Here is a 16,954-nt window from a genome sequence, read left to right on the forward strand (position 1 = left end):
TAGGCAGACCATGACCCACCCCACCGACGACCTGACGCCGGACCTGTTCGCCCCGGGCGCCGCCATGGCGACGGAGACGGAAACCGGCACGGCCGTGCAGGACGAGGCCGACCTGGCCCTGTCCGCCGCCGGCGACGACGCTCCGGCCGACGCCGCCGATCTGGACCTCCCGGCCCCGGGCCCCGCCGCCCCGCCGGCGCCTCCCCAGACCCCCACTCCCTTCGTCTGGGACGGCGAATCCCCGTTCCCCCTGCACCGCTACGCCGAGGACGCCTACCTGCGCTACGCCATGAGCGTGGTGCGCTCCCGGGCCATTCCCGACACCGCCGACGGCATGAAGCCGGTGCAGCGGCGCATCATCTTCGCCATGCACGAGCTGGGGCTCAACGCCACCACCAAGCCGGTCAAGTCGGCCCGGGTGGTGGGGGACGTGATCGGTAAGTACCACCCCCACGGCGACACCGCGGTGTACGACGCCATGGTGCGGGTGGCCCAGGACTTTTCCCTGCGCTATCCCCTGGTGGACGGCCACGGCAACTTCGGTTCCCGGGACGGCGACGGGGCGGCGGCGATGCGCTACACCGAATGCCGCCTCACCCCCATCGCCCAGCTGCTGCTGGCCGAGATTGACAAGGGCACCGTCGACTTCCAGCCCAACTACGACGGCGCCTTCAAGGAGCCCCAGTACCTGCCGGCCCGGCTGCCGATGCTGCTGCTCAACGGCGCCTCGGGCATCGCCGTGGGCATGGCCACCGAGATTCCCTCCCACAACCTGCGCGAAGTGGCCAAGGCCGCCGTGGCCCTGCTCAAGAAGCCCGAGCTGACCACCGCCGAGCTGCTCGAACACGTCCAGGGCCCGGACTACCCGGGGGGCGGCCAGATCATCTCCACCGCCGCCGAGATCCGCGACGCCTACGAGAGCGGCCGCGGCTCCCTCAAGGTTCGTGCCCGCTACACGGTCGAGGAACTGGCCCGGGGCCAGTGGCAGCTGGTGGTGACCGAGCTGCCGCCGGGCACCTCGTCCCAGAAGGTGCTCGAAGAGATCGAGGAACTGACCAATCCCAAGGTCAAGAAGGGCAAGAAGACCCTCACCCAGGAGCAGAGCCAGACCAAGCAGCTGATCCTGGCCCAGCTCGACCGGGTGCGCGACGAATCGGACAAGGACCACGCCGTGCGCCTGGTGTTCGAGCCTCGCTCCTCCAAGCTCGACCCCCAGGAATTCGCCACCCTGCTGCTCGCCCACACCAGCCTGGAGAGTTCCGCCTCCATCAACCTGGTGGCCCTGGGCCTGGACGGCCGGCCCGGCCAGCGCACCCTGCGCGGCCTGCTCGACGAGTGGACCACCTTCCGCCGCACCACCGTGCAGCGGCGCTGCGAGCACCGCCTCAACCAGGTGGAAGACCGCATCCACATCCTCGAAGGGCGGCGCCTGGTGCTGCTCAACATCGACGAGGTGATCGCCCTGATCCGCGAGTCGGACGAGCCCAAGGCCGACCTGATCGTGCGCTTCCACCTCACCGAGCGTCAGGCCGAGGACATCCTGGAAATCCGCCTGCGCCAGTTGGCCCGGCTGGAAGCGATCAAGATCGAGCAGGAACTGTCGGAACTGGAAATCGAGCGGGGCGAACTCAACCGCCTGCTCGACGATCCGGCCGCCATGACCGCCCAGATCATCAAGGAGATCAAGGACGACGCCGCCAAGTACGGCGACGAGCGCCGCACCGTCATCGAGGAAGCCTCCCGCGCCCAGGTCACCCAGGCCGTGGTGGACGAGCCGGTGACCGTGATCCTGTCGAAGAAGGGCTTCATCCGCACCCGCCAGGGCCACGGCGTGGATCTGGGCACCATCACCTTCAAGGAAGGGGACGGCCTGTTCGCCACCAGCGCCTGCCGCACCGTGGACCAGGCCATCCTGCTGCTCGACAACGGCCGGGCCTGCTCGATTCCCGTGGCCAGCATCCCGGGCGGCCGGGGCGACGGCGCGCCGATCACCTCCATGATCGACACCGCCGGGGCCAAGCTCGCCGCCTTCGTCGCCGGCCCCGCCGACCTGGGCCTGCTGATCGCCACCAGCGCCGGCTACGGCTTCACCTGCCGCTTGGGCGACATGATCGGCCGCACCAAGGCCGGCAAGCAGTTTGTCACGGTGGACGACGGCGCCGCCATCCTGCCGCCGACGCCGCTGAAAACCGGCGAGGTGCCCATGGTCGCCGCCCTGTCCTCGGACGAGAAGCTGCTGATCTTCCCCCTGCTCGACGTTAAGGAACTGTCCGGCGGCGGCAAGGGCGTGATCCTGATGGGCCTGGCCGACAACGCCAGCCTGATTTCGGTGGCGGTGGTCACCGACCCGGCGGTGGTGGTGGAAGGCACCGGCCGCGCCGGGGCAAAAAAGGTGGCGACCATTGCCGGCGGCGCCATCGGCGAGTACCTGAGCCAGCGTGCGCGCAAGGGCAAGAAGACCCCGGACGCCGCCGGCAAGCCGGTGCTGGTGCGGGCCGTGGAGGAAAACAAGGCCTGACTGGCCAAAGCCGATCAGCCTTTTCCCAGGGCCTGCGCCAAACCCCGCGCCAGGAGCCAGTCTCCAGGCACACCCCGTTCACACCCTGTGAAACGCCGCGCCAGTCGCGGCGTTTCACATGATGGGGAGCCTTGTTAGCCGGGGGCGGAGGGGCGCGTCCGACCGATTCGGCTGCCGGAGCGGCGGGGTGGCGGGGCGGGATTACGGCAATTTGCCGCTTTTTGCCAGTTTTTGCGCGTTTCTTCCCGGCGGCTCCGGTATACCATTGCATTTGCACAATGCTATTTCTGCCGGACACGAGGGATACCCATGGACCCCATCGCAAGCGAGAACAAAACCGGGGCCGCGCTGAACGCTCAGCGCTTTCAGATGCTGGAAGACATCGCCAAGGAGTTGCAGGGCGATGTCACCTTTCCCACCTGCTTCGACGTGGTGGTGCGCCTGCGCAAGGCGCTCAACGACCCCGACGTGGCCCTGGGCCATGTCGTCACCCTGCTCGGCGCCGAGCCCCTGATCAGCAGCAAGCTGCTGCACCTGGCCAATTCCGCCGCCTTCTGCCCGGGCGACAACAAGGTCCGCGACCTGCGCGGCGCCGTGGAGCGGGTGGGGCTGAAGACTGTGCGCACGGTGGCGATCTCCACCGCCATGAAGCAGCTCATCCTGGCCCGGGACATGGCCTGCTTCAGCGAGCTGATGACCAGCCTGTGGGAGCACTCGCTGCAAACCGCCAGCGCCGCCAGCGTGATCGCCGCCCGGCTCACCCGCATCAACCCGGGGGAAGCCATGCTGGCCGGGCTGATCCACGACCTGGGGGCCTTCTACATGCTCTACCGGGCGGCCCAGTACGAAGAGCTGCGGGTCCGGCCCGACACGGTGCGCTACCTAATCATCCAGTGGCACGAGAGCATCGGCGACACCCTGTTCCATGCCCTGGGCCTGGAAGAAGGGTTGATCGAGGCCCTGCGCGACCATGACCAGCCGCGCCCTGTGCCGGTGACGCCGAAGAGCCTCGGCGACGTCATCTTCGTCGCCAACATCCTGGGCGGCGGCCTGTTCGAGTGGCTCGGCCAGGATAAGGAAATGGTGGCCGAATGGGAGGAATCCCTCGGCGATACCTACCTCTCGCTGCGCGACGAAATCAAGCAGCGTTGCGAGGAAATCCGCGCCGAGTTCGTCTGACCCGTCTGACGCCCTGGACGCTGCCCGATCCGGGGGCCTCTCCGGCCTGCCGGCGCAACGGCCTCAGGGTGCGCGGCCTAAGTGCCGCCCTGTGTCAGCCAGTCAGCGCCCCGGCGCTGTTGCGGCGGCGGGAGCAACTGGGGCGGCGGGTGCGGTGGCCGCGGTGGTCCGCGGCAGCTGGCGCTTGGGAATGCGCCAGCTCGGGTCCGGGTCGTAACGGCTCATCTCCCGCGCCAGCACATCGGTGCGGGGGCCCAAATTCTTCTCGAAGACGATCCCGTTCTGGTTGACGATGAAGGTCATCACCCCGGTTTCGCCGTAGCGCGCCGGGAAGGCCACCAGGGCAAAGCCGCCGCTCAGGCGCCCGTTTTCCACATAGTCGGCCGCCCCGCCCGGGGCGTGGGCCCCTTGCCGGGTCAGGATGCGGTAGTAGTAGCCGTGGTACGGCGCCGGCGCGATGCCGCCCGGGGGCTGCTCGCCGCTGGCCGCCGCGGCCACCATGGGGCCCAGAGGGCTTTCCGGTTCATTCTGCCCTTCCTGCCCCTGGGGCCAGTACAGCCCGTCCTGCCGGCCGTCGCTGCTTCCCAGCCGCTCGGCGTAGCGGCGCCGGCCATCGGCGTCGGTGTGGCGCAGGGCATATTCCCGCTGGGCTTCCACATAGGCGCGGCAGACCTGGATGGCGTTCAATTCGTTGCGGCCGATGCGCCGGGACAGGATTTCTTCCTCGCCGGCCCGGGTGTCGAAGCGCCAGCCCTTGCCCGCCTTGGCCAGGGGGATGGGAAACGGGAAATTGTCCTGGCCCAGGATCAGCAGGGCCCGGTCGTCCCCCACCGGCTCGATGGCGTGGTGGGCGTCGTAGGCGGCAGCCAGGGTGGCCCGGGCGTGTTGCGTGGCGGCCGGATCGTCGCTGTGGAGCAGGCGCTGGCCCCGGGGGCCGAAGAGGCGCGCCAGGTCCGCCGTCCGGCCGCTGTGCCAGGCGGCGGCCAGGGCCTCGCCGGCCTGTTCCGGCGTGGCGAAGGTGCGTTGCCCACCCATGCCGTGCCCGCCGGCCTGGGCGCCGGCGGCATGGAGCACCAGGGCGGTGGCGAGGGCCGCGCCGATGCGGGCGAGGGGGGTACGGTGAATGGGCTGGATGCGGGGGATGGTGTGGGCCATGGTGGTTCCGCCGGTGTCGTCCATGCGTCGTTGAAGGGGCAAAACTGGGCCGGGGCTGGCTGGATCAGCGGTGGTGGCCGCCGCCTTGCTGCCGGCCGCCGCTGTCGCCGCCGCCATGGGGGGCCGGCGCCGGCATGGACTGGCGGCTTTCCCAGCCGCGCTCGGCCTGGCCGCGGATTTCGGCGCCCCGGCCGTAGGATTCGAACACCGGGGGCGGGGCCGGGCGATAGACCGGGGCCGGCGCGGGGATGGGCCGTTCCACCGCCGGTGCGGGCCGAGGCGCCTGGAATGGGCGTTCCTGGGGCCGGTTGAACTGCCGTTCCGGCGGTGCTTCATAGAGCGGGGCCGACGGTTGCTGGGGCCTGGATTGGGGAACGGGTTGTGAAACGGACGGGGGGGCGTTGGGACGGTTCGGCGTCTGGAAGCCGGCACTGCCCGGCGAGCGGGGTTGGACCGGCGTCGGGCCGGCACCGGCCTGGCCGCGCAGGGCGCCGGGCACCTGCCCGGCATTGGGCCCGGCGGCGGGATAGCCGCGGAACGTCCGCTGGGCTTCCGGGGAGCCCTGGGCGCCGAGGAAGCGGGCACGGGTGGCCGGGTCCCGATAGGGCACGCTGCCCCGGTGGGCGGGATCGTGCTGCCAGATGCCGGACGTTACCGGCGGGCGGTGCCAGTTGATGGCGTTGAAGCGGGCCGGATCGACGCGCAGGTAGTGATGGTGCCAGTCGAAGATTCCCCAGCCCCACAGGGGCACCACCACGGCAAAGGCCAGGCCGTAGTCGATGCCGAGGGCGAAATCCGTCGGGTAGAGGGGGAAGTAGTAGGGCGGGTAGGCCGGGTAGGGCCAGACGCCGTACACCGTGGCCGGATCGTAGGCCGGCAGGTAGACGTACTGGGCGTCGGCGGGCTCGATCAGGGTCTCCGGGCCGTCCTCGGAGACCACGGCCTGGGGCGTCGAGCGCAGGGTGCCCGCCGCCCGGGCCCGGGCGCGCAGGCGCTGCACCGCGTCCATCACCTCGGGTTGCTGGGCCAGGAAGGCGTCGCCGAGGCGCTGCATCCAGGCCAGCTGGTCGTTCATCATTTGCAGGATTTGGGGAAAGGGCACCAGGGACTTCACGCTCGGGTCCCAATCCTGGGCTTGCAGGGCCACCGCCAGCCGGTTGCCCTTCAGGTCCGCGTTGCCCGGCTCCTGGAGCCAACGGGCGGCCTCCACCACTTCCAGGGGGTAGGTGGCGGCGATCAGGATTTGCCCCAGCAGGGGGTCAGGATAGAGGGCGATGGGGGCCACCAGCTGTTCCAGCTGGGGTGCGCTGAACGGCGCCGGTGCCGGTGTCTGGACCTGGGCATAGTCCGCCGCCGGCCAGGCCAGGGCCAGGATCGCGGCAACCCAGGCTAGGGCGCGCCACAGCGTCGCCTTCATGATCGGCCTCCTTGTGGTGACGGACACCCGAGCGCGGCGATGCCGCGTTCGGGCCTTCAAGGTTAGAGGGCCACGCTACCGCCCCGGTTCGTCCCCGCCCTGTAAAAAAGCGTAAGCCCCGGCCAGACCGGGGCGGCTGCCCTGCTAGAGGGTGTAGAAGCCGTCGTCGTAAGCGGTGGCGTAGGCTTTCCAGTCGTCCTTCACCTGCTCGGCGCAGCCCTCGGCCAGGGACAGCAGGGTGGGGCGCCAGCGCGGGTCGTGGCCGAAATCGATCAATTCGTCGGCACTGGCCGAGCCGTCCCGGCCGCTGCTGCGCAGCTGGTCCCAGGCCGCCAGTTCGCCCATGGTGCGCAGCACGCTTTCCAGGCGGCGCAGCTTGCGCCCGTTGCCGCCGTCCAGGGCCACCCGGTCCTCGCTGGGCAGGAGGCCGCGCAGGATGTAGGCCTTCTTGCCCATCGTCACCGGCTGGAGAAAGGCCATGGATACCGCCTGGGAGCGCCGCTGCACCGCCACCACCCGTTCCGCCTCGCTCTTCCAGCGGGGCTGCTTGAGGTGCAGGTGGGGGACCAGGGAGGAGGGCAGGGCCTCCTTCAGGTCCAGGATGTAGTTGCCGTCCGGCGAGCCCTTGCCGGCCACCAGGATGGCGTAGCGGTCCACCCCCAGGCTGCCGGTGCCGGCGATGCGCCGGGCCACGTCGATGACCTTGTAGAACTCCGGGTTGGGCTGGGTCTTGGCGAAGGCGGCCATGAAGGCTTCCACCTTGGCCCGCTGCTTGGCGCTGGCGGGCAGGGCCTTGCGGCCGTCGGCGCGCAGGACCCGCTTGCGCCCCTTGGGGGACTTGAGGGTGCTACGGCTGTCGAGGAAGGCGGAGCGGGGGCGGTTGCGCAGGCTGTCGAGCAGTTCGCGCACCAGGCCCTCGGCGGTGTCCCGCTCGATCCAGCGGGCCTTGCCCTGGGCCAACCCATTGGCGTAGCCCTCTAGGAACACCTGGCCCAGGGCCAGGGCCTCGGCCCGGTTCACCTTGAGGCTGGCGGCGGCCACCAGGATGCTGGTGAGCAGCCGCACCGGGTCCCAGGTGCAGGGGGCCAGGGCCGCCTCGTCGAAATCGTTCAGGTCGAAGTAGGCGAGCCGGTTGTCGCCCTTGTAGCTGCCGAAGTTCTCCAGGTGCAGGTCGCCGCACACCCAGGCCGCCGGGGCGTGGCGGAAGATGCGTTCGTTGGGCAGGCGGTCGTAGAACAGGTGGCAGGTGCCGCGCAGGAAGACGAAGGGGCTCGCGCGCATGTTGCGGTACTTGAGCACCAGGCGCTCCGGGTCGCGGCCGGCGTTGTAGTCGCGGATGCAGGTGAGGGCGTCGAACATGGCGGTCCTTTCTTCGTGGCGGGGGACGGGAACGGCGGGGCGGATCGCGGGACGGATCAGGGCGCCACGGCGAGCAGGATCTTGCCGATGTGGGCGCTCGATTCCATCAGCCGGTGGGCTTCAGCCGCCTGTTCCATGGGGAAAGTGGCGTGAATGCGGGATTTCACCCGGCCCTCGGCAAGGGCCGGCCAGACGTGTGCGAGCAGGGCGTCGCGGATCGCTTCCTTCTCCTCGCGGCTGCGCGGGCGCAGGGTCGAGCCGGTGATGGTCAGGCGCTTGGTCATCACCGGCAGGAAGTCGAAAGGCACCTTGCTGCCATTGAGGAAGGCGATGTACACCAGCCGGCCGTCGCGGCGCAGCAGGGAAACGTTCTTCTGGATGTAGTCGCCCCCCACCATGTCGAGGATCACGTCCACTCCTTCGCCGTTGGTGGCGGCGCGGATTTCCTCGACGAAGTCCTGGCGGCGGTATTCCACCACCCCATCGGCGCCGAAGGCGCGGCAGGTGGCGGCCTTCTCGGCGTTGCCCACGGTGGTGAACACCTGGGCGCCGGTGAGCTTGCCGAGCTGGATGGCGGCCAGGCCGATGCCGCTGGAACCGCCGTGCACCAGCAACCGCTCGCCGGCCTTGAGATGGGCGATGTCGCGCAGGTTGGACCACACGGTGAACCAGTTCTCGGGCAGGCCGGCGGCCTGTTCGAGCGGCACGCCGGCCGGCACCGGCAGGGCGTGGCCGGCGGGCACCGCGCAGTATTCGGCGTAGCCGCCCCCCGGGGCCAGGGCGACGACCGGGTCCCCCACCCGCCAGGCATCCACGCCCTCGCCCAGGGCGGCCACCTGGCCGGCCACCTCCAGGCCCAGGATCGGCGAGGCCCCCGGCGGGGGCGGGTAGAGCCCCTTGCGCTGGAACACGTCGGGCCGGTTGATGCCGGCATAGCGCACCTGGACGAGAATCTCGCCGGGGCCGGGCTTGGGCACCGGGCCTTGGGCCACGTGCAGGGTGGCCGGGTCTGGGGAGGGGGTGTAGGCGACGTAGCGCATGGAGTCGGGCAGCATGGCATCCTCGAAAAACGATGAAACGCGCCCAGCGCAAGCGGTGGGCGGCAAGGTCCCGGGGCGGGGGGCGCCTGCCGGGCGGGTCTGACGATGCAGCCATGATATACGGCTGGTGCTGACCGGGTTCCGCCGAAGCGCGCGGCAGCGTGCCGCCGGGGCGCTACAATGGCGCCCCGCGCCGCGTTTCCGGTGTTCAGCGGCGACGGCGGGCGCGTCCCCCCGGCCTTTGTGCATCCATTCCTCGCCTGTCTTCTCGTCTGCCCATCACCATGCCGCTTCTCACCGCCACCGGCGCCTGCCTTGCCTACGGCCACGTGCCGCTCCTCGACCACGCCGATTTCCAGCTCGACAAGGGGGAGCGGGTGGCCCTGATCGGCCGCAACGGCAGCGGCAAGTCGTCCCTGTTGAAAGCCCTGGCCGGGGTGGGGCACCTGGACGACGGCGACATCTGGCGCCAGCCGGCCCTCAAGCTCGCCTACGTGCCCCAGGAACCGCCGCTCAACCCGGAATCCACCGTGTTCGAGGCGGTGGTGGACGGCATGGGCGACACCTCGGCCCTGCTCGCCGAGTACCACGCCGTGTCCCATGCCATGGCCGAGGCGGACGCCGACCACGAACCCCTGCTGGCCCGCATGCAGGAACTGCAGAGCGAACTGGACGCCCGGGGCGCCTGGTCCTACGCCTCCCAGGCCGACCGGGTGATCGAGCGCTTCGGCCTGGACCCGGACGCCAAGGTGGCCAGCCTGTCCGGCGGCCAGAAGAAGCGCCTGGCCCTGGCCCAGGCCCTGGCCATCGGCCCGGAGGCGCTGCTGCTCGACGAACCGACCAACCACCTGGACCTGGACGCCATCGCCTGGCTCGAAGAGCAGCTGGTGTCCGCCGGGGTGACGCTGCTGTTCATCACCCACGACCGGCGCTTCCTCGACCGGCTCGCCACCCGCATCGTCGAACTCGACCGGGGCAAGCTGGCCAGCTACCCGGGCTCGTTCTCCGCCTACCAGGAGCGCAAGGAGCAGGAACTCAAGGACGAGGCCCTGGCCAACGCCCGCTTCGACAAGCTGCTCAAGGAAGAAGAGGTGTGGATTCGCAAGGGCGTCGAAGCCCGGCGCACCCGGGCCGTGTTCCGCGTCCAGCGCCTCGACCAGCTGCGCAGCGAGCGGGCGGCGCGGCGCGAGCAGCAGGGCCGGGTGGACTTCAACCTGGACGCCGGCGAGAAGAGCGGCAAGGTGGTGGCCGAGCTGGCCCACGTCGGCAAGGCCTTTGGCGACAAGACGGTGATCCGCGACTTCTCCTGCCGCATCCTGCGCGGCGACAAGATCGGCCTGATCGGCCCCAACGGCGCCGGCAAGACCACCCTGCTCAAGCTCATCCTCGGCCAGCTGGAGCCCGACTCCGGTACCGTTCGCCTGGGCACCAAGATGCAGGTGGCCTACTTCGACCAGTTCCGCGAGGCCCTGGACCCGGAGGCGGCCCTCACCGACGTGATTTCCCCGGGGTCCGATACGGTGGAGATCAACGGCGAGAAGAAGCACGTCATCGGCTACCTGGGCGACTTCCTATTCGCCCCGGAGCGGGCCCGTTCGCCGGTCAAGAGCCTGTCCGGCGGCGAGCGCAACCGGCTGCTGCTGGCCCGCCTGTTCGCCCGCCCGGCCAACGTGCTGGTGCTCGACGAACCGACCAACGACCTGGACATCGACACCCTGGAACTGCTGGAGAATCTGTTGCAGGACTACCCGGGCACCGTCTTCCTGGTCAGCCACGACCGGGCCTTCCTCGACAACGTGGTGACCCAGGTGATCGCCGCCGAGGGCAACGGCGTGTGGCGCGAGCACGTCGGCGGTTACGACGACTGGGCCCGTTGGCGGGTGGCCCAGGGGGCGCGTCCCTCGGGCTTCGCCGACGCGCCCGCCGCGAACGCCGCGCCGCGCAAGGCGTCCAGCGATGCCCCCGTGGAGAAGGCCGCCCCGTCTGGGGTTTCGGCCGATGCCCCGGCCAAGGCCAAGCCGGTCAAGCTGTCCTACAAGGAGCAGCGCGAACTCGATGCCCTGCCCGATCGCATCGCCGCCCTGGAATCCGAACAGGCCGCCCTGACCCAGCGCCTGGAAGACCCCAACCTCTACGCCAACGCCCCCCAGGAGGCCAACGCCTTCGCCGCGCGCCTGTCGGCCATCGACGACGAGCTGCTGGAACTGCTCGGCCGCTGGGAGGAGCTGGAGGCCAAGCAGAAGGGCGCCTGAGCGCCCCGGCCTACTCCTGGGACTCGGGGATGGCCTGGCGCACCGGCAGGATGACCTGGAAGCGGGTACCCACCCCTACCTCGCTGTCCACTTCGATGCGCCCGTGGTGGCGCTGGACGATCCCGTAGGAGAGGGAGAGGCCGAGGCCGGTGCCCTTGCCCACGGGCTTGGTGGTGAAGAAGGGGTCAAAAATGCGGGCCAGGTTTTCCCGGGAGATGCCGCAGCCGGTGTCGGTGATGCCGATGCACACCTCGTCCTGTTCCGGCAGGTGGCGGGTGGTGACGGTAATGCGCCCCTTGTCCTGGATGGCGTGGGCCGCATTCACCAGCAGGTTGAGGAACACCTGGTTGAGCTGGCTCAGATTGGCCTCGATGGGCGGCAGCTCCCCCAGGTCGGTGACCACCTCGGCCTTGTACTTCAGTTCGTTGTGCACGATGTTGAGGGTGGAGGCGATCCCCGGGTTCAGGTCCACCCAGGCGAACTTGCCCTCGTCCGGGTGGGAGAAATCGCGCAGGTCCTGGACGATCTTGCGCACCCGGGCCACCCCGTCCCGGGATTCGGCCAGCAGCTTGGGCACGTCGTCGCGCAGGAATTCCAGGTCCCGCTCCGCGCTGGCGGCGCGGATGCGCTGGCGCAGCGGATGCCCGTCGGGCAGGGCGTCACCCACCTCTTCGAGCAGGTCGGCAAGGGCGAACAGGTCGTCCAGGTAGGAGCTCAACGAGCCCAGGTTCGATTGGACGAAGCCCACCGGGTTGTTGATCTCGTGGGCCACGCCGGCGGCCAGCTGGCCGATGGAGGCCATCTTTTCCGAATACAGCAACTGCTGCTTGGTGTCTTCCAGGCGGGTGATCAGGGCCGCCTGTTCCTTCTTTTCTCGTTGCAGGGCGACTTCCGTTTCCTTGCGCTCGACCAGTTCCCGGCGCAGTTCGTCGTTGCGCTGGTTGAGTTCGGTCGAGGTCAGGTCCAGGGCCCGCTTGATCAGGTCCAGGTCCCGGTCGGATTGTTCGTAGGCTTCGCTCACGGCGGCGAACAGGGCCGGCCAGGCCGGGGCGTCGGGTGCGGGCAGGGGGGCGTCCTCCGCCGTTTTCAGGTAACGGCGGAGTTGGCGCTGGAGCAGCGGGTGCATGGCGGGGCGTCGCTCGGTCAGTCGTCGAGGTGAATGGCACCGTCGGGGCCACGCCGGACCTGGGTGATGCCCGGCTCTTCTGCCTCGAGGCGGCGGCGCTCCAGTTCCTCGGCGGACAGCTGGCCCAGCTCGCCGCGGCGCTCGTCGGCCAGGCGTCGGGCTTCCTCGTCCTTGGCCTGGTCCGCCAGGGCCGCCGCCAGGGCGTCGGCCATCTCCCGGTCGTCCCAGGGCTTGATCAGGTAGCGCTGGAGGCCCACGTCGTTGACCGCGCTGACCAGCACGTCGAAGTCGGTGACGCCGGACAGCATCAGCCGTCGCGCCCGGGGCTGGAGTTCGCTGAAGGCCTTGAGGAAGGCCAGCCCGTCGAGTTCGGGCATGCGGTAGTCGCTCACCACCAGGGCGAAGGGCACTTCCAGGGCCCGGGCCAGGGCCGCCCGGGGCGAGGTGTGGGCCTCGACCTGGGCCGTGCCGGCAAGCTCCCGGCGCAGGAGGCGTTGCAGGGCGGACAGCACGTGGGGTTCGTCATCCACCAGCAGGATGCGGGGCAGGGGGTGTTCAGCCATGGCGGGGGGCCTCCACGGGGGGGCGGACGTGCAGTTGCAGGCGGCCGCCCTCGGCGCGCTCGTAGTCGCCGATCTGGCGGATCAGGCCTTCGTCCAGGATGTAGTCGGCGGCCAGGAGCAGGACGCCCTCCCGGCTGATGAAGTCGCGGGACAGCACCATGCCCGGCTTGAGGTCCGCCGGGGCCAGGGCCAGGTCGGTGACCTGGGCTTCCTTGGCGCCGCCGGAGAGGGCGAAGAAAGTCTCCACCACCTGGGGGTCGTAGCGCTTGCCCTTGCCCTGGAGCAGGTGCTGGCGGGCCTCCTGCTCGTCCAGGCGCCGGCCGGTGACGCTGCCCTCGCGCAGGCCGTCGTAGTCGTTGGCCAGGGCCAGGATGCGGGCGCCCAGGGGGATGATCAGACCGGACAGTCCTTCCGGATAGCCCTGGCCGTCGTAACGCTCGTGGTGGGAACGGATCAGCCGGGCCGCGCCGCGCAGGTCCTCCAGGGCCATCAGGGCCTGTTCGCCCTTGGCTGGGTGTTTGCGCCACAGGCCGCGCTCGTCGGCGCTCATCTGGGGTTCCGGCTTGTTCAGCAGGTGGTCGGGGATGCCGATCTTGCCGATGTCGTGGAGCAGACCGGCAAGAAAGACGTCCTGGACTTCCCAGGGGGCCAGGCCCATGTGCTTGGCGATGCGCCGCGCCAGGTCGGCGACCCGGCGGGAATGGCCGGCCATGCGCCCCTCGCGCAGCTCGATCAGGTTGGCGAAGACCCGGATCGAGGTCATGAAGCCGGTCTTGAGCTTGTCGTTGGCCTTGCGCAGTTCCTCGGTGCGGGCCCGGACCTTGTCCTCCAGGCTGGCGTTGAGGGCCTTCAACTCTTCGTTCTGGGCCTGGGTGAGGGCCTCCAGCCGGGCCTTTTCCCGCTCCAGGGACTGGCGATCGAGCACGTCGCGCACCGTCAGCAGCACCTCGCCGTCGTTCCACGGCTTGGCGATGTAGCGGTAGATCTCGCCCTGGTTGATGGCCGCCACGGTGGATTCGATGTCGGCGTAGCCGGTGAGCAGGATGCGCGCCGGCCGGGGCCAGCGGGCCTTGACCTGGGCGAGGAAGCGGGCGCCGTCCATCTCCGGCATGCGCATGTCCGAGATCACCACGTCCACCGCGCCGTTCTCGGCCTCGAGCAGGGCCAGCCCTTCGGCGCCGCCGTTGGCGATCAGGACCCGGTAGCCGGTGGGGCGGAACAGGCGGCGCAGGGCCGAGAGGATGTTGGCCTCGTCATCCACGCACAGGATGGTGGCGGGCTGGGGGGCGCCGTCGGTCATGGGGTTGTTCCCTCTTTGGTCTGGCTGGGCTGGCGTACCGGCAGGACCACGCGGAAGGTGGTGCCCTGGCCGGGTTGGCTGGTGACGAGGATCTGGCCGTGGTGCTTCTGGACGATGCCGTAGGAGAGGGAGAGGCCGAGGCCGGTGCCTTTGCCCACGGGCTTGGTGGTGAAGAAGGGGTCGAAGATGCGGTGCAGGTGCTCCGGCGCGATGCCCCGGCCGGTGTCGGCCACTTCGACCCAGACCCGTTCGTCGGCATCGCTGCCGCTGTGCCCGGTGCGCAGGGTGATGCGTCCGCGCTCGCCGTCGGGCATGGCGTGGGCGGCGTTGACCAGCAGGTTGAGGAAGACCTGGTTGAGCTGGGAGGGCAGGCATTCGATTTCCGGCAGGGCGCCGTAGTCGCGCACCACCTCGGCCCGGTACTTGACCTCGTTGTTGACGATGTTGAGGGTGGAGTCGAGGCCCTGGCGCAGGTCGGCCCGTTGCCAGTCCTGGCCGGAATCGAGGCGGGAAAAATCCTTCAGGTCGGCGACGATCTTGCGCACCCGGTCGATGCCCTCCTGGGACTGGGCCGTCAGGTCCGGCAGGTCTTCGAGCAGGAAGTCGAAGTCCCGCTCTTGCTTGAGCCGGGCCACTTCCTGGGCAGCGGGGTGCTCGGGCGGCAACTGGGCCGCCGCCGCGTCCAGGGCTGCGAGCACGGCATGCACGTCGCTCAGGTAGCGCTCCAGGGTGGTGAGGTTGGACTGGACGTAGCCGATCGGGTTGTTGATCTCGTGGGCGACGCCGGCGGCCAACTGGCCGATGGATGCCAGCTTTTCCGACTGCACCAGCTGTTCCTGGGTTTCCTGGAGGCGGGCGTTCACTTCCACCAGTTCGGCGTTGCGGCGGCGCAGCTCGGCTTCCGAGGCTTCCCGTTTGGCCACGTCCTCTTCCAGGGCCTGCTTGGCCTGGGCGAGCTGGGCGGTGCGGCGTTCCACCAGGGTTTCCAGTTCGGCATGGGCGTTGCGCAGGGCGGCTTCGGCTTCCTTGCGCTCGGTGATGTCCACCAGGGTTTCGATGGCGCCGATGATCCGCCCCTGGTCGTCGTGCAGTGGGGCGGCGGTGAAGAACAGCCAGCGCCCGCCGGTGCCGAAGCGGGGAAAGAATCCCTCGGCCTCGTAGGCGCCGGGGATGACCTCGGAGCGGCGGTAGAAGTTGCCGTAGAAGCTGTCGATGCGCGCTTCGATGTCGCCGTCCACGATCAGGTCGGCCAGCACCGGCCGCTCCGTGTCGTAGAAGCCGGTCCAGGCCAGTCGGGTACCGAGCAGGCGGGCGGCGGGGGTGCCGGTGATCAGGCCGCAGGCGGCGTTCCAGTGGGTGACGCGGTGCTCGGCGTCGATGACGAAGGTGGGCACCGGATCGCCGTCGATGATCTGTTGCAGCACCTGCTGGATGTGGCGCTGGGCGGCTTCGGCCTGGCGCCGCTCGGTGATGTCGATGGCGGTGCCCAGGGCGGCGTAGCCGTCGTCGTAGTCGATGCGGGTGGCGGTGACTTCGAGCCAGCGGATGTCGCCGCCCTTGGTGCGGATCGGTACTTCGTAGATCGGCGCCACCGGTTCGCCCCGCAGCCGTGCGGCGGCCCGGGCGCGCAGGCTCTCCTGGGCGTCCGGCCGGGCCAGCTGGTAGAACGGCATGCCCAGCAGCTCGTCCCGGCTGTAGCCGGAAATGCGCTCCATGGCCCGGTTGGCGTAGATCAACCGTTCGCCCTGGTGGAGAAAAACCGCGGCGCTGATGGTCTCGGTGAGGCCGCGGAAGCGGGCCTCGCTGTGGCGGAACTGCTGCTCGGCCTCCACCAGCCGGGTGATGTCCGAGCCCAGCCCGACGTAGCAATACGGAGCATCGCCGTCCCCGGGCAGGGGCACTACGGTGAGCTCGATCCAGAACTCGCTGCCGTCCTTGCGCCGGTTGGCCACTTCGCCGCGCCAGTCGAACCCGGACCGGGCGGTCTGCCACATGGTGCGGAAGAAGTCCTCGGGGTGGCGCCCGCTGGAGAGCAGGGCGGAGCGCTGCCCGATCAGTTCGTCCCGGGTGTAGCCGCTGGCGTCGCAGAAGCGGTCGTTGACGTAGAGGATGATGCCCGCGTCGTCCACCACGCTGACTTGCAGGTGGCGCAGCAGAACCTGGTCGCCCAGGGCGGCGGAAAGGTCAGGCAATGAGGGCATGGAGGGTGTCCTCGAATTCGCCGGCGATGCGGTCCAGGGCTGGTGGCAGGTTTGCCCAGGAGATGTTGAGGCGGGCCCAGGCGGTGTCGGAAAGGGTCGGCACCGGCTCGTCGGGAGGGGTGGCCAGGGCCAGGGCGTGGGACAGAACGTTGGCGGTGTGGGTGAGGTCCGCCAGGGAATCGGCGGTGGCGTCGTCGGGCTGGTGGTGCAGGGCGATGGCCTCCCGGATCGCCACCGGCAATCCCCAGCGCTCGGCCAGCAGGGCGCCGGCCTCGGCGTGGGTGGTGCCGATCATCTGGCGTTCCACGTCGAGCAGGGGGCTGGCGTGCCGCTGGATCCTCTGGTGGATGGCTGCGTAGTGGGCCGGGAAGGAGACGGCCAATACCAGTTGGCCGATGTCGTGGAGCAGGCCGGCGGCGAAGGCCGATTCCGGGTTGCGCCCGGCCAGCAGGGCCAGGTGGCGGGCGGACACGGCGGTGCCGATGCTGTGGCGCCAGAAGGGGTGGGGGTCGAAGTGCTTGTCTGGCTTGAGGGTGGCAAGGGCCTGGACCGCCGCGGCGGATATGACCAGGGAGCGCACGGCGCGGAAGCCGAGCACGACGATGGCTTCCTGGATCGACACCACCTGGCCCTGGAGGCCGTAGAAGGGGGAATTGGCGACGCGCAGGGCCCGGGCGGCCAGGGTCTGGTCGGCGGCGATGCGCCGAGCGAGCAGGCCCGTGTCCATGTCTTCCATCTCGTTCAGGCTCAACAGGTCGGAGGCGATGCTGGGCAAGGTGGGCAGGGCCGCGATCCGGGCGGCGATTTCCTCGAGACTGGGCCGGGGCGGGAGATGGTCGGACAT

The 16,954-nt window shown here is 69.9% G+C and carries 12 protein-coding genes; 3 read left to right on the top strand and 9 right to left on the bottom strand.

Features of this window, described 5'->3' with window-relative positions; genetic code table 11:
- Positions 1–10: 10 nt before the first annotated feature.
- Together parC and LWW89_RS01615 are read left to right on the top strand one after the other, a co-directional pair.
- Positions 11–2,518, top strand: a complete 2,508-nt coding sequence (gene parC, locus LWW89_RS01610) for a DNA topoisomerase IV subunit A (RefSeq protein WP_293260095.1) — start codon at positions 11–13, stop codon at positions 2,516–2,518.
- A gap of 309 nt (positions 2,519–2,827) precedes the next feature.
- Entirely contained in the window at positions 2,828–3,697 is an 870-nt protein-coding gene (locus LWW89_RS01615) for an HDOD domain-containing protein (RefSeq protein WP_293260098.1), read from the top strand.
- A 102-nt stretch (positions 3,698–3,799) separates the two neighbouring features.
- Here LWW89_RS01615 and LWW89_RS01620 read toward each other — a convergent pair whose 3' ends face one another.
- The 4 genes from LWW89_RS01620 to LWW89_RS01635 all read right to left on the bottom strand — a co-directional run bounded on the left by LWW89_RS01620 (position 3,800) and on the right by LWW89_RS01635 (position 8,683).
- The gene (locus LWW89_RS01620; protein WP_293260101.1) at positions 3,800–4,852 is read right to left on the bottom strand and encodes a DUF2950 domain-containing protein; all 1,053 of its coding nucleotides are present in this window, start codon (positions 4,850–4,852) and stop codon (positions 3,800–3,802) included.
- Positions 4,853–4,916: 64 nt separating this feature from the next.
- On the bottom strand, positions 4,917–6,269 hold the full coding sequence (locus tag LWW89_RS01625; RefSeq protein ID WP_293260104.1) for a DUF3300 domain-containing protein: 1,353 nt from the start codon (positions 6,267–6,269) through the stop codon (positions 4,917–4,919).
- A 144-nt stretch (positions 6,270–6,413) separates the two neighbouring features.
- Complete coding sequence (locus LWW89_RS01630; RefSeq protein WP_293260107.1) at positions 6,414–7,628, bottom strand: DUF2252 domain-containing protein; 1,215 nt, start codon at positions 7,626–7,628, stop codon at positions 6,414–6,416.
- 56 nt (positions 7,629–7,684) lie between these two features.
- Positions 7,685–8,683 (bottom strand): NAD(P)H-quinone oxidoreductase, encoded by a 999-nt coding sequence (locus LWW89_RS01635; protein ID WP_293260110.1) that lies wholly within the window; start codon positions 8,681–8,683, stop codon positions 7,685–7,687.
- Positions 8,684–8,952: 269 nt separating this feature from the next.
- On the opposite strand from LWW89_RS01635, the gene LWW89_RS01640 reads away from it, so the two are divergent.
- Positions 8,953–10,920: an ATP-binding cassette domain-containing protein gene (locus LWW89_RS01640; protein ID WP_293260113.1), complete on the top strand. Its 1,968-nt coding sequence runs from the start codon at positions 8,953–8,955 to the stop codon at positions 10,918–10,920.
- 10 nt (positions 10,921–10,930) lie between these two features.
- On the opposite strand, the gene LWW89_RS01645 is transcribed toward LWW89_RS01640, so the two are convergent.
- Genes LWW89_RS01645 through LWW89_RS01665 form a run of 5 tightly spaced genes read right to left on the bottom strand, consistent with a single transcriptional unit; the run spans position 10,931 to position 16,954 of the window.
- Positions 10,931–12,046 (bottom strand): ATP-binding protein, encoded by a 1,116-nt coding sequence (locus LWW89_RS01645; protein ID WP_293260116.1) that lies wholly within the window; start codon positions 12,044–12,046, stop codon positions 10,931–10,933.
- A 17-nt stretch (positions 12,047–12,063) separates the two neighbouring features.
- Positions 12,064–12,609, bottom strand: coding sequence for a response regulator (locus LWW89_RS01650; RefSeq protein ID WP_293260119.1), 546 nt, complete (start codon positions 12,607–12,609; stop codon positions 12,064–12,066).
- Positions 12,602–13,909, bottom strand: a complete 1,308-nt coding sequence (locus tag LWW89_RS01655) for an HD domain-containing phosphohydrolase (RefSeq protein ID WP_293260122.1) — start codon at positions 13,907–13,909, stop codon at positions 12,602–12,604. Before LWW89_RS01655 ends, LWW89_RS01650 begins: the two co-directional genes overlap by 8 nt.
- On the bottom strand, positions 13,906–16,110 hold the full coding sequence (locus LWW89_RS01660) for a PAS domain S-box protein (RefSeq protein WP_293260125.1): 2,205 nt from the start codon (positions 16,108–16,110) through the stop codon (positions 13,906–13,908). The genes LWW89_RS01655 and LWW89_RS01660 overlap by 4 nt, the downstream gene beginning before the upstream one ends.
- Positions 16,094–16,954 (bottom strand): HDOD domain-containing protein, encoded by an 861-nt coding sequence (locus LWW89_RS01665; protein ID WP_293260128.1) that lies wholly within the window; start codon positions 16,952–16,954, stop codon positions 16,094–16,096. Before LWW89_RS01665 ends, LWW89_RS01660 begins: the two co-directional genes overlap by 17 nt.

Origin of the sequence: Oryzomicrobium sp., from assembly GCF_021287045.1 — a bacterium.
Lineage (GTDB): Bacteria > Pseudomonadota > Gammaproteobacteria > Burkholderiales > Rhodocyclaceae > Oryzomicrobium.

Coding starts and splice junctions, on each gene's coding strand:
- LWW89_RS01665 (WP_293260128.1), bottom strand. CDS start 16,954: ATGTCCGACCATCTCCCGCCCCGGCCCAGTCTCGAGGAAATCGCCGCC.
- LWW89_RS01625 (WP_293260104.1), bottom strand. CDS start 6,269: ATGAAGGCGACGCTGTGGCGCGCCCTAGCCTGGGTTGCCGCGATCCTG.
- LWW89_RS01640 (WP_293260113.1), top strand. CDS start 8,953: ATGCCGCTTCTCACCGCCACCGGCGCCTGCCTTGCCTACGGCCACGTG.
- LWW89_RS01650 (WP_293260119.1), bottom strand. CDS start 12,609: ATGGCTGAACACCCCCTGCCCCGCATCCTGCTGGTGGATGACGAACCC.
- LWW89_RS01620 (WP_293260101.1), bottom strand. CDS start 4,852: ATGGCCCACACCATCCCCCGCATCCAGCCCATTCACCGTACCCCCCTC.
- LWW89_RS01655 (WP_293260122.1), bottom strand. CDS start 13,909: ATGACCGACGGCGCCCCCCAGCCCGCCACCATCCTGTGCGTGGATGAC.
- LWW89_RS01635 (WP_293260110.1), bottom strand. CDS start 8,683: ATGCTGCCCGACTCCATGCGCTACGTCGCCTACACCCCCTCCCCAGAC.
- LWW89_RS01615 (WP_293260098.1), top strand. CDS start 2,828: ATGGACCCCATCGCAAGCGAGAACAAAACCGGGGCCGCGCTGAACGCT.
- LWW89_RS01660 (WP_293260125.1), bottom strand. CDS start 16,110: ATGCCCTCATTGCCTGACCTTTCCGCCGCCCTGGGCGACCAGGTTCTG.
- parC (WP_293260095.1), top strand. CDS start 11: ATGACCCACCCCACCGACGACCTGACGCCGGACCTGTTCGCCCCGGGC.
- LWW89_RS01645 (WP_293260116.1), bottom strand. CDS start 12,046: ATGCACCCGCTGCTCCAGCGCCAACTCCGCCGTTACCTGAAAACGGCG.
- LWW89_RS01630 (WP_293260107.1), bottom strand. CDS start 7,628: ATGTTCGACGCCCTCACCTGCATCCGCGACTACAACGCCGGCCGCGAC.